This is a genomic window from Actinomyces sp. HMT897 (genome assembly GCF_016626125.1).
GTDB lineage: Bacteria > Actinomycetota > Actinomycetes > Actinomycetales > Actinomycetaceae > Actinomyces.
On the sequence record NZ_CP067336.1, the window covers coordinates 988,881 to 1,000,394 of the forward strand.

Annotated in this window: 11 protein-coding genes; 1 reads left to right on the top strand and 10 read right to left on the bottom strand. The window is 74.1% G+C overall.

Annotated features, from left to right (window positions below; translation table 11 throughout):
- Positions 1-312: 312 nt before the first annotated feature.
- From tsaD to JJJ15_RS04115, 10 genes are all read right to left on the bottom strand, one after another.
- Positions 313-1,359 carry a tRNA (adenosine(37)-N6)-threonylcarbamoyltransferase complex transferase subunit TsaD gene (tsaD, locus tag JJJ15_RS04065; protein ID WP_200511533.1) on the bottom strand — a complete coding sequence of 349 codons (1,047 nt, stop codon included), beginning with the start codon at positions 1,357-1,359 and terminating at the stop codon, positions 313-315.
- Between the two features lie 137 nt (positions 1,360-1,496).
- Complete coding sequence (locus tag JJJ15_RS04070; RefSeq protein WP_200511534.1) at positions 1,497-2,273, bottom strand: succinate dehydrogenase/fumarate reductase iron-sulfur subunit; 777 nt, start codon at positions 2,271-2,273, stop codon at positions 1,497-1,499.
- Positions 2,270-4,270, bottom strand: coding sequence for a fumarate reductase/succinate dehydrogenase flavoprotein subunit (locus tag JJJ15_RS04075; RefSeq protein WP_106109585.1), 2,001 nt, complete (start codon positions 4,268-4,270; stop codon positions 2,270-2,272). The genes JJJ15_RS04070 and JJJ15_RS04075 overlap by 4 nt, the downstream gene beginning before the upstream one ends.
- A gap of 13 nt (positions 4,271-4,283) precedes the next feature.
- Positions 4,284-5,003, bottom strand: coding sequence for a succinate dehydrogenase cytochrome b subunit (locus JJJ15_RS04080; protein WP_174714806.1), 720 nt, complete (start codon positions 5,001-5,003; stop codon positions 4,284-4,286).
- Positions 5,004-5,281: 278 nt separating this feature from the next.
- Complete coding sequence (rimI, locus tag JJJ15_RS13585) at positions 5,282-6,085, bottom strand: ribosomal protein S18-alanine N-acetyltransferase (RefSeq protein ID WP_348641491.1); 804 nt, start codon at positions 6,083-6,085, stop codon at positions 5,282-5,284.
- On the bottom strand, positions 6,082-6,849 hold the full coding sequence (gene tsaB, locus JJJ15_RS04095) for a tRNA (adenosine(37)-N6)-threonylcarbamoyltransferase complex dimerization subunit type 1 TsaB (protein ID WP_200511535.1): 768 nt from the start codon (positions 6,847-6,849) through the stop codon (positions 6,082-6,084). Before tsaB ends, rimI begins: the two co-directional genes overlap by 4 nt.
- 9 nt (positions 6,850-6,858) lie before the next feature.
- Positions 6,859-7,620 carry a hypothetical protein gene (locus JJJ15_RS04100; RefSeq protein WP_200511536.1) on the bottom strand — a complete coding sequence of 254 codons (762 nt, stop codon included), beginning with the start codon at positions 7,618-7,620 and terminating at the stop codon, positions 6,859-6,861.
- Positions 7,621-7,751: 131 nt separating this feature from the next.
- A complete protein-coding gene (tsaE, locus tag JJJ15_RS04105) occupies positions 7,752-8,279 on the bottom strand; it encodes a tRNA (adenosine(37)-N6)-threonylcarbamoyltransferase complex ATPase subunit type 1 TsaE (protein ID WP_200511537.1) in 528 nt (175 codons plus the stop codon).
- Complete coding sequence (gene alr, locus JJJ15_RS04110; RefSeq protein ID WP_246742146.1) at positions 8,276-9,643, bottom strand: alanine racemase; 1,368 nt, start codon at positions 9,641-9,643, stop codon at positions 8,276-8,278. Before alr ends, tsaE begins: the two co-directional genes overlap by 4 nt.
- Before the next feature lie 13 nt (positions 9,644-9,656).
- Positions 9,657-10,919 carry an ADP/ATP-dependent (S)-NAD(P)H-hydrate dehydratase gene (locus JJJ15_RS04115; RefSeq protein ID WP_348641492.1) on the bottom strand — a complete coding sequence of 421 codons (1,263 nt, stop codon included), beginning with the start codon at positions 10,917-10,919 and terminating at the stop codon, positions 9,657-9,659.
- 157 nt (positions 10,920-11,076) lie between these two features.
- Here JJJ15_RS04115 and JJJ15_RS04120 point away from each other — a divergent pair, with 157 nt between their 5' ends.
- Positions 11,077-11,460 (top strand): holo-ACP synthase, encoded by a 384-nt coding sequence (locus JJJ15_RS04120; RefSeq protein WP_106110719.1) that lies wholly within the window; start codon positions 11,077-11,079, stop codon positions 11,458-11,460.
- Positions 11,461-11,514 lie beyond the last annotated feature (54 nt).

An 11,514-nucleotide genomic window follows, 5' to 3' on the forward strand; every position in this document is an offset into this window, starting at 1 on the left:
CTGCGGCCTGGCGGACGTCCCCCAGGAGAAGCGCGAGGCGGAGCGTCAGCGTCACCGGAGCCCGTGGCCTGGCAGACGTCCCCCGGCAGGGGATGCTGACGGCCCGGGCGGGCGGGGACTGGTACGCGGGGAGGCTCCCGGCAGGGGCTGCTGCGCGGTGGCTCCCCGACCCACGCCCTTAACCGCCGCAGGGACCGGCTCAGGGGCCCGGGGCGGTTCACGTCGCGTGGTGGTGGTCCTAGCCGACCAGCTCAGGGGCCTGGGGGCACGGGCTGGCACCGCGGGCGCGGGCTGGCACCGCGGGCGCGGGCCTTACCTGGCCACGACCGTCTCCAGGGGCATACCGGAGTCCGGGGCGAAGTCCAGGGGCGAGGGGGCGACGCCGGAGCGCGCGGCCGCCGATCCCAGCGCCGCGATCTGGGCGCCGTTGTCGGTGCAGTAGCGCAGCGGGGGCAGGCGCAGGGTGATACCCGCGGCCCCGCAGCGCTCTGCGGCGAGCTCACGCAGGCGGGAGTTGGCCGAGTAGCCGCCACCGACCACGAGGGTGTCCACGTCCTGGTCCAGGCAGGCCTGGACGGCCTTGGCGGTCAGGGAGTCGTTGACGGCCTCGGAGAAGGCCGCGCAGACGTCGGCCACGGGGACCAGCTCGCCGTCGTCCTCCAGGGACTCCACGTAGCGGGCCACAGCCGTCTTGAGCCCGGAGAAGGAGAAGTCGTACCGGTGGCGCTGGCGGTCCTTGGCGGCGGCCAGCCCCCGGGGGAAGCGGATGGCGGCGCGGTCCCCGTGCTGGGAGACGCGGTCCACGTGCGGGCCGCCGGGGTAGGGCAGGCCGAGCAGCCGGCCGACCTTGTCAAAGGCCTCCCCGGCGGCGTCGTCCAGGGTGCCCCCCAGCTCGTGCACGTCGGTGGCGAGGTCGCCCACGGCCAGGAGGCTGGAGTGCCCGCCGGAGACGACGAGCCCCACGAAGCGCCGGGGCAGGGGCCCGTCCACGAGCTCGTCGACCGCCAGGTGCCCGATGACGTGGTTGACGCCGTACAGGGGCAGGCCCAGCACGGCGGCCAGGGCCTTGGCGGCGCTCACCCCCACGGTGAGGCTGCCGATCAGGCCCGGGCCCGCGCTCACGGCGACCGCGTCCACCTGGTCCAGGCCGACCCCGGCCTGCTCCAGGGCGGCGTCCAGGGTGGGGAGGAGGGACTCCAGGTGGGCGCGCGAGGCGATCTCGGGGATGATGCCGCCGTAGCGGGCGTACTCGTCCATGGAGGTGGCGGTGACGTCCGTCAGCAGCTGGCGGCCGCGCACCAGCGCCACGCCGGTCTCGTCGCAGGTGGACTCAATGCCGAGGATCAGGGGCTCACTCACGCCCCCAGCCTACGCCCGGCTGCCGCCCCGCCCCCTCCCGTGGCCAGTAAGTACCGTTCTCGCGACGAATAAGTACCGTTCTCGCGACGAACAAGTACCGTTCTCACGAAAGGAAGGAGGAGGGGCGGCGGCGGGGCTCAGCGGGTGTGGGAGTGCTGGCCCTTCCACAGGGCGTGGCCCAGGTCGCGGTTGAGGCGGGAGATGACCTCGATCGGCACGCTCTTGGGGCACACCGCCGCGCACTCGCCGATATTGGTGCAGCCGCCGAAGCCCTCGGCGTCGTGCTGGTTCAGCATGCTGACCACGCGGGCCAGGCGTTCGGGCTGCCCCTGGGGCAGCAGCCCCAGGTGGGAGATCTTGGCGCCGGTGAACAGCATGGCCGAGGCGTTGGGACAGGCGGCCACGCACGCGCCGCAGCCGATGCAGGCCGCGGCCTCGAAGGCGGCGTCGGCCTTCTCCTTCTGGACCGGCACCGAGTGGGCCTCCGGGGCGCCCCCGGTATTGACCGAGATGTAGCCGCCGGCCTGGACGATCCGGTCCAGGGCGGAGCGGTCCACGATCAGGTCCTTGAGGATCGGGAAGCCCGTGGAGCGCCACGGCTCGATGGTGATGGTGCCCCCGTCCTTGAAGGAGGGGTCCTCCGCGATGTGGCGCATGTGCAGCTGGCAGGTGGTGGAGCGGATGGGCCCGTGGGCCTGGCCGTTAATGACCAGGCCGCACTGGCCGCAGATGCCCTCGCGGCAGTCGGAGTCGAAGGCGACCGGCTCCTTGCCCTCGGCGAAGAGCTGCTCGTTGAGCAGGTCGAGGACCTCCAGGAAGCTCATGTGCTCCTCGATACCGGTCATCGAGTACTCCTCGAAGTGACCGGGGGCGGAGGCGTTCTTCTGACGCCAGATCCTGAGCTTGATGTTCACTTGTAACTCCGCTGCTTGAGCTCGATGTCCTTGTAAACCAGGTCCTCCTTGTGGAGGACCGGGGGCTGGTTCTCCCCGCCGTACTCCCAGGCCGCCACGTAGAGGAACTCGTCGTCGTGCCGCATGGCCTCGCCCTCGGGGGTCTGGGACTCAGCCCGGAAGTGGCCGCCGCAGGACTCGCGGCGGTGCAGGGCGTCAATGCACATGAGCTCGCCCAGCTCGAAGAAGTCCAGCAGCCGCCCGGCCTTCTCCAGGGACTGGTTGAGCTCGTCGGCCTCACCGGTGACGCGGGCGTCGCGCCAGAACTCCTCCTTCAGGTCCCGGATCCGCCTAATGGCCTCGCGCAGGCCGGCGTCCCGGCGCTCCATACCGCAGTACTCCCACATAATGCGCCCCAGGGCCATGTGGAAGTCGTCCACGCTGCGCGTGCCGCGCAGGGCCATGAGGCGGGCGACACGCTCCTCGACGCTGCGCCTGGCCTCGGCGATCTCCGGGGCGTCCGGGTCCACCTTGCCCAGGCGGAGCATGTCCGCCAGGTAGTCGTTCATGGTGTCAGGCAGCACGAAGTAGCCGTCGGCCAGGCCCTGCATGAGGGCCGAGGCCCCCAGGCGGTTGGCCCCGTGGTCGGAGAAGTTGGCCTCCCCGGCCACGTACAGGCCCGGGATGTTGGACTCCAGGTCGTAGTCCACCCACAGCCCGCCCATGGTGTAGTGCACGGCCGGGTAGATGCGCATGGGCACCTCGTAGGGGTCGTCCCCGGTAATGCGCTGGTACATCTCGAACAGGTTCCCGTAGCGGGCCGAGACGGCGTCCTTGCCCAGGCGGCCGATGGCCTCGGAGAAGTCCAGGTAGACGCCGCGGCGCATCATGCGCTCGTTGCCGCTCGCGTCGCGCTCCTTGATGGCCGGGCCCACGCCGCGGCCCTCGTCGCACATGTTCTTGGCCTGGCGCGAGGCGATGTCGCGCGGGACCAGGTTGCCGAACGCCGGGTAGATGCGCTCCAGGTAGTAGTCGCGGTCCTCCTCGGGGATGTCACGCGGGTCCTTGTCGCAGTCCTCGGCCCTCTTGGGCACCCAGATGCGCCCGTCGTTGCGCAGCGACTCGCTCATGAGGGTGAGCTTGGACTGGAAGTCGCCGGACTGGGGGATGCAGGTGGGGTGGATCTGGGTGTAGCAGGGGTTGGCGAAGTACGCCCCCTTGCGGTAGGCGCGCCAGATCGCGGTGGCGTTGCAGCCCATGGCGTTGGTGGACAGGAAGAACACGTTGCCGTACCCGCCGCTGGCCAGCACGACGGCGTCGGCCAGGTGGGTCTCGATCTGGCCGGTGACCATGTCCCGGGTGACGATGCCCCGGGCCCGGCCGTCGACGACGATCAGCTCGACCATCTCGTGGCGGCGGAACTCCTGGACGGTGCCGGCCGCCACCTGGCGCTCCAGGGCCTGGTAGGCGCCGATGAGGAGCTGCTGGCCGGTCTGGCCGCGGGCGTAGAAGGTGCGGGAGACCTGCACGCCTCCGAAGGAGCGGTTGTCCAGCAGGCCGCCGTACTCGCGGGCGAAGGGCACGCCCTGGGCCACGCACTGGTCGATAATGGCGGCGCTGACCTCCGCCAGGCGGTAGACGTTGTCCTCCCGGGCCCGGTAGTCCCCGCCCTTGACGGTGTCGTAGAACAGGCGGTAGACGGAGTCGCCGTCGTTGCGGTAGTTCTTGGCGGCGTTGATGCCGCCCTGGGCGGCGATGGAGTGGGCCCGGCGGGCGGAGTCCTGGTAGAAGAAGACCTTGACGTTGTAGCCCTGCTCACCCAGGGAGGCGGCCGCGGCCCCGCCGGCCAGGCCGGAGCCGACGACGATAATGTCCAGCTTGCGGCGGTTGGCGGGGTTGACCAGCTTGGCCTCGAACTTGCGCTGCTCCCAGCGCCTCTCAATGGGGACGGAGTGGGGGGCCTTGGCGTCGGCGATCTTCTCGCCCTCGTGGTACAGGCCGTCAATGAGCTCAGTCATGGTGGTTCAACTCTCAGTGGGATCCGATACCGGCCTCGGCGGCCTTGACCGCGTACTCGACGGCGTCCATGGGCGCGTCCACCAGGTGGAAGAAGATCGCGGTGGGCACGCACATGAAGGCGAGGAAGAGGCCGAAGGCGACGACGAAGGCGACCAGGCGCACGAAGGGGATCACGTTGCCGCGGATGGCGCCCAGGGTCTGGAGGGCCGACCACACCCCGTGCCACACGTGCAGGCACAGGGCGGCCAGGGCCACGGCGTAGATGAGCCACACCCACCACAGCTGGAAGCCGTACCACATGTTCATGTAGGCGCGACCGTGCTCGTAGTGGCCGCCGGGGGTGATCGTCAGGGTGGTGAACTGCAGGATGTGCCAGACGAGGAACAGCAGCAGGATGACCCCGCCCCAGCGCATGGTGCGCATGGCGTAGCGGGAGGCGAAGTACTCGGCGCCGGGCTTCTTGACCGCGTACCTGTCGGTGCCGCGCGCCTTCTTGTTGCGCACCCACAGGTGGAAGGCGCTGCCGGCGTGGACCAGCAGGCAGGCCATGAGCGCCACGCGCAGGATCCACAGGACGCCGCTGGGGGGCAGGATCGGCACGAGCAGCTGGCGCAGGAAGTAGGCGTAGTGGTCGTAGGCGATCTCGCCCTCGAAGTAGTGGGTGTTGCCGTAGGCGTGGAAGATCACGAAGAGTATGAACACGAACCCCGAGATCGCCATCATGCGCTTCATGAAGACGGTCGTCGTGAACGCCGTGCGCTTCTTGGAGAGGAGAGTCGCTTTGGTCACGTCACTAGTCTAGTGACCAGCCGTCGGTCGCAGGCACCACTTGGCCCCCCTCTCTGCGACCGCCTCCAGGGAACCTTGCCGTTCCAACGTTTTCCCGCCGCCCGCCAGGGCCGCTCCCACGGGGGCGGGCAGGGGGGAGGAGGGGGCGGGGAGGACCTGGGGCGGTACTTTTGGCAAGGAGGACGTCAGACAAATCCGAGGGGCCGGTGGCAGGGGCGCGGCTAGGAGCCCACCGGGGCGGGAGCAGGGCGCAGCAGGGCCCGCATAACGACGGCGTCCTCCTGGGGCGTCTGGTAGTAGCGTCGCCGCAGCCCGATACGGGTGAAGCCGTGGGCGGCGTAGAGGCTCTGGGCGGCGGCGTTGGAGGCCCGTACCTCCAGCAGCACGGCCCGGCAGCCCGCCCGCCGCGCCGTATCCATGAGCTCAGTCAGCAGGCGGGAGGCCACCTTGCGACGTCGGGCCTGCGGGATGGTGGCAATGGTCAGCAGGTCGGCGTCGCCAGCACCGTCACCCACCCACATACCGGCGTAGCCCAGGATCCGGCTCTCCGCTCCTGCCGCGCCCCGCGCGTCTTCCCGCTCCCCCGGTTTGGGGCCCGCGGCCAGGGGGCTGGCGGGGCCCGTAGCCGGGGGGCCGGCGGGAGCTGCGAGCGGGGGGTCGGCTGGGCCCGTAGCCGGGGGGCTGGCTGGCGCCAGCGCCCGTGACCCGCCTGTCCCGGCAGATCCCGTCTGCGAGGGGTCGCTGGCCGGCCCCGGGACAGACAACCCCGTACTGGCTGGCCCCGGGACGGGGCAGGGGCCTGGTGGGGATCCCGGCCAGGACGTCGGCCCCGGGACGGGGAGGGGCCCGCGGGCCACGACGTAGCGGCGGTCCCCGCCTGAGGCGGCCGCCAGCTCGGCAGCCAGGAGGTCCTGGCTCCAGGCCTCCGCCCCGAACAGGCTGGCCTCCAGGCGCGCCACGACGGGCAGGTCCGCCTCGGTCATGTCCTCCAGGGTGACGCCGTCGGGGCCGGGCGGGGTGCTCACCGGGCGCGACGGGCCGTGCCGGGCACGTGGACGTCCGCGTGGCGCAGGTAGAGGGGCTCGCTGCCCAGCTCCTCCCCCCGCCCCACCCGGGCCAGGGCCAGCCGGACCTGGCTGGCCGCGTCCCCGGAGACCGGGGCGTGGACGGGGACGCCGAGCCGGTGGGCCAGGGACGGGTAGAGCACCGCCCCCGAGCCGGCCAGGACCAGGTGGTCGTGGCCGTCCGCCAGGGACAGGGCCTGCTCGGGGGGCAGCACATGCAGGTCGCTGAGGCGCTCGACGTCGTCGCCCCCCCGGGCGCGGTAGGTGGCGGCGTAGACCTCCTTGCGGCGCGCGTCGGTCAGGACCAGGACGGTGGTACCCGCCTGGGCCCCCTGGGCGGCCGCCTCGTCCAGGGCGGTGCGGGCGACGGCGTCCAGGCTCGGGATCCCGTACAGGGGGACGCCCCGGGCCCGGCAGACCACGCGCGCCGTGACCAGCCCGGCGCGCAGGCCGGTGAACGGCGCGGGCCCGGTAGCGGCCACGACGGCGTCCAGGCGGGCGACGGGGCTGCCGGGGTCGCCCAGGGCCTGCCGGAGCATGGGCCCCAGGGACTCGGCGTGGCGGCGGGGGTCGTCCTGCTCCTCCGCCACCAGGATCTCCAGCCGCACCCGGGCCCCGACGGCCGGGAGGCCCGGACCAGCCCCCTTCGCGCCGTCGTCGGCCACGGTGGCCTGCACGAGGAGGAGCCGGGTCCCCCGGGAGGAGTCAATCGACAGGATGCGCACGCCCCCAGCCTAGCCCTGCTGGGACGCCTCCGAGGCCGGGCCGGGCCCGGTGGCGCCGTGGCCCAGCAGGACGGCGGTACGACGTCGCTCACGCAGGATAATGCCGACCACGGCCAGGGCCCCCAGTCCCAGGACCACCCCGGCGGTCAGCCACGCCTGCCAGCTCGGGCCACCGCCGCGGGGGGCGGGGTCGGCCCGCGCGGAGGCCTGGGCGGTCTTGGCCAGGACCGCCGAGTAGGTCTCCAGGCTGACAGGTCCGGCCAGGCGGTCGTGGGCCAGGGCGTCCATGGCCGTCACGGTGCCCTCCGACACCGCGAACCAGGCGCCGTCGTCGTCCCGGACGATGGCGGGCCCCTCGGCCCCGGTGGTGGGACGGGCGGTGGACTGCTCCCCCGCCCCGGCGTCGGCCCCCGTCAGGACGGCGGTGGCCAGGAGGGCGTCAGGTACCCAGGTGGCCGTGACCTCCTGGTCCACGTCGAGCAGGACCGCCCCGGCAGGCTGCCCGCCCTCCTCGACCGCGCTGACCCACAGGGACGTAGGCACCGGTGCCGCCTGTGGGTCCGTACCGTCGCGGAAGCCGTCCGCCCAGGCGCACACCGGCAGGGCGGGGTGGACGACCAGGACGCCGGTCAGCCCCTGGGAGCGCAGGTAGGACTCACCGGAGGACCTGACCCAGGTCCCCGCCCTGCCCGTGGTCTCCAGGGGCTGGCAGGTCGCGGGCAGGGCCTGGACGGTGGGACAGGCCACCGGCAGGGCGGGGAGGCCCAGCACGAGCAGGAGCAGCGTCGCACCCGGCAGGAGGCGACCGGGTCCTGAAGAAGCCCGCCACCGGCCTCTCGGCACCCGGGCGGGAGGGCGGGACGTGGATCGCGGGCGACGGCGTCGGGCAGCCACGGCGGCCCTCAGCCGGTCAGGACGGTCAGGTCCACGCCCTGCCAGCGCGGGCCCACGGCGCGGACGGTCATGGTGCGGCGCCCGTCATCGGCCCCGGCCAGGTCCGTCACCGGCGAGCCGTCACCGGGCCCCAGCCCGCCGTGGGGGCGGCTGACCAGCACCTCCAGGCGGGAGGCGGCCAGGCCCTCCACCTTGTCCTGGCCCCACTCGACCAGGGTCACGCACTCCTCCATGGAGGAGTCCAGGTCCAGGGCGTCCACCTCCTCCAGGCTGCTCAGACGGTAGGCGTCCACGTGGACGAGGTCGGGCCCGCCGCCCAGGGCGGGGTGGACCCGGGCGATCACGAAGGTCGGGGAGGTCACCCGCCCGCGCACGCCCAGGGCCTCGCCGACCCCCTGGGCCAGGGTGGTCTTGCCCGCGCCCAGGCCGCCCGAGAGCATGACGAGGTCCCCGGCCCGCAGGAGGCCGGCGAGCCGCGCCCCCAGGGCCCGGGTGGCGTCAGGGCCGGTGGTGGTCAGGGTGATCTGGTTGCTCATACCTGCTCCTGGGGGTGGCCGGGGCGGGGCCCGCCGACGTAGACCCGCGGCACGTGGGGGCCCAGGCGGGTGACGATCTCGTAGTTAATGGTGCCGCAGGCCCGTGCCCAGTCGTCGGCGGTGGGGACGCCGGGCGTGGTCGCCGGGTCCCCCCACAGGACCGCGGTGTCGCCCGCGGCCGCAGGGGCCCGGCGGGTGGGGAGGCCGGAGGTGCCCTGGGCGCTGTCCTGGCCGGCGTCCCCGTCCTGGGCGTCCCCGGTGGCGGCGTCCGGGACTCCCCAGGCGGGACCGAGGTCAATGACCAGCTGGTCCATGCACACCCGCCCCACCACACGGGTGCGGTAGGAGCCGGAGGCGGTCAGGACCGTCACCGGCCCGGTGCCCGAGGCCGCGCGCGGGACACCGTCGGCGTAGCCCAGGGGGACCAGCCCCAGCCACCGGTCGGTGGGGGCGGTCCAGGTCCCGCCGTAGGAGACGGCCTGGCCCGCCGGGACGCGCTTGACCTGGACCAGGGGCGCCTCCAGGCGCATGGCCGGACGCAGCCCCAGGTCGGCGGAGGTGGCGACGGCGGGGTCCGGGGACAGCCCGTACAGGCCGATCCCGGCACGCACCAGGTCCAGGCGGGCCGCCGGGTGCCACAGCAGGCCCGCCGTGGCCGCCAGGTGGCGCACGTCCACCTCCAGCCCGGCGTCGGCCAGGACCCGCTCAGCGGCCTCCAGGCGGCGCAGGTGCGTCTGCGTGGAGCCGCAGGCGGGCTCGTCGGCGCGCGAGAGGTGGCTCCACAGGCCGACGACCACCACGTCCCCGGCGTCCTGGGCCGTCCGGGCGGCACCGGCCAGGGCAGGCAGGTCCGCGGCGACGGCCCCGGCCCGGGACATGCCCGTGTCCGCCTTGAGGTGGACGCGCGCCGCCCCGCCCTCGGCCCGGGCGGCGGCGGACACGGCGTCGAGCCCGGCCGGGGTGGAGACGGAGACGTCGATACCGGCGGCCAGGGCGGCCCGCAGGGGGGAGCCGGGGGCGGCGGCCTGGTCGGGGCTGAGCACCGGCAGGATCCAGGTCAGGAGACGGGGTGCCCGGGAGGTGGGAGCGGACCTGCCGGCGTCGGGACGCGGGAGGCCCGCCTGGTCCAGCAGCTCGCGCAGGCGCAGCGCCTCGGAGAGCTGGGCCACGCCGAGCCAGGTGGCGCCCGCACCCAGGCAGGCCAGGGCGACGGGCCCCAGCCCGTGGCCGTAGGCGTCGGCCTTGACCACCGCGAGCCAGGGCGTGCCAGCGGCTCGTGCCAGGAGCCTGGCGTTGGCGGCCACGGCGTCGAGGTCGACGACGGCCCGGGAGGTAGAGGCTGGTATCGCGGTCGAGGAGGTCACGACGCCGATTCTCTCACTGCGTACCGGTAACCCCGCCCAGGGCGAGCCACCTCTCCTCCTCGTTGGCCAGCAGCAGGGGCCCCTCGGCCCGGTACAGGTCCTCGATAATACCAGGCAGCTCACATGCCAGGTCCATGGCGGCCACGGCGTGCCCGGGGCCGGGGGCCTGTGAGACGGACGACGCCACCCCCGAGGCGGCCTCGGCCCCCACGGTGCCCGAGGCCGCCTGGGCCGCCAGCCGGTGGAGGCGCACGGCCAGCCCCACCGCGCCACGCACTCGCGGCAGAGGCATCTGGACCGCGGTGGTCAGCCCCCCGGCGGAGGGGGGCGGCAGGGTCCCGCCCTCGGTGTCCGCCTGCGCCCCGGCCAGCACCGCCCCGAGGATCCCGGCCAGGACGTCGCCGCTGCCAGCCGTGGCGAGCCAGGCCGGACCCGGCCCGGCCGTCCACAACCGGCTCGGGCGCCGGGACCTGGGCGGCGTGTCGCGGGGGGTGGCGATGACGCAGCGGGCGCCCTTGAGCAGGACGGTGGCGCCGGTGCGGATCGCCAGGCGGCGGGCGGCGTCCTCCTGGGCGGCCTCGACCTGGGCGCGCTCCGTGGGGCGTCCGAGCCCGCTCAGCAGGTCGGCGGCCTCCCCGGCGTGGGGGGTCAGGACGGTGGTGTGGGTCAGCCGGGTGCCTCCCTCCAGCAGCCCCGGCAGGAGGCTCAGGGCGCCAGCGTCCACGACGGCGGGCAGGACGCCCTGCGGGACGGGGTCGAGCGGGCCCGCCCCGCGCCGTGCCGTGGTCCCGGGGGCGTGCGGGGAGACGACGTCCTCCCCGGCGTCGGGTACGCCTCCGGGCTCGTCTCCCACGGGCACGCCTCCGGGCGCGCCTCCCACGGACTCGGCCCCAGGGCCACCGCCCAGGGAGGCGTCGACCGCGTTCACCGGCAGCGGGGTACGCACCAGCTGGCGCAGGACGTCACGCAGCTCCCTCATCCGGGGCTCGTCGGCGGGGTCGGTGCCCGGCCCCACCACCAGCGCCTGGCAGCGCCCGGTGGCGGGGACCACCTCGGGCCGGGCGGCCAGCACCAGGTCCTGCACCCGGCGCGGGGCCATGAGCCGGACCATGCCCGCACCGGTACGCACAGCGGCGGCACAGGTCAGGACCGCGGCCCCGGGGTAGGTCTCGCTGCCCGCCCAGACACTGAGGACACCGCGGGTGTACTTGTGGTCGTGCGACCCGGGGACACGCAGGTAGGTGAAGCGGCGGGGCGCGGGAAGGGTGTCAGTCACCCGCACATTGTCACCCGCCCACCGTCCGTAGGCGGTCAGGCCGCGCAGGCCGTCGTGCCCCGGGTGCGCCCGGGGCGGCAGGGACGGACGGTGCCGCTGGTGAAGTTAGTGGCCAGACTGCATTGCCACCCGCGCGGGCGGCGGGGACACTGGTGACGTGACGCGCGCAATCGGGACCGACGTGGTGGAGGTGGCCCGCCTGCGGGGCTACCTGGCCCGGGTGGGCCGCCTGGGTGAGCGCCTCTTCACCCCCGCCGAGCGACAGGCCTGCGCGGGCAGGACGGAGTCCCTGGCAGCGCGCCTGGCCGCCAAGGAGGCGGTGCTCAAGGCCCTGGGAGCAGCCCTGGAGGCCTGTGGCGCACCGCCGCCGACCGGCTGGCGCTACCGGGACGTCGAGGTGGTCGCCGGCCGGGGCAGCCCACCGCGCCTGCGGCTGCACGGGCCGCTGCAGGAGGCCGCCCGTGACGCGGGGGTCCGCACCTGGCACCTCTCCCTGGCGCACGACGCCGGTATAGCCCTGGCCTTTGTCGTGGCCGAGTAAGCCGAGCAGGTGCTGACGCCATCGGCCCAGCCCCCGGAGCAGGGACGGCCAGTG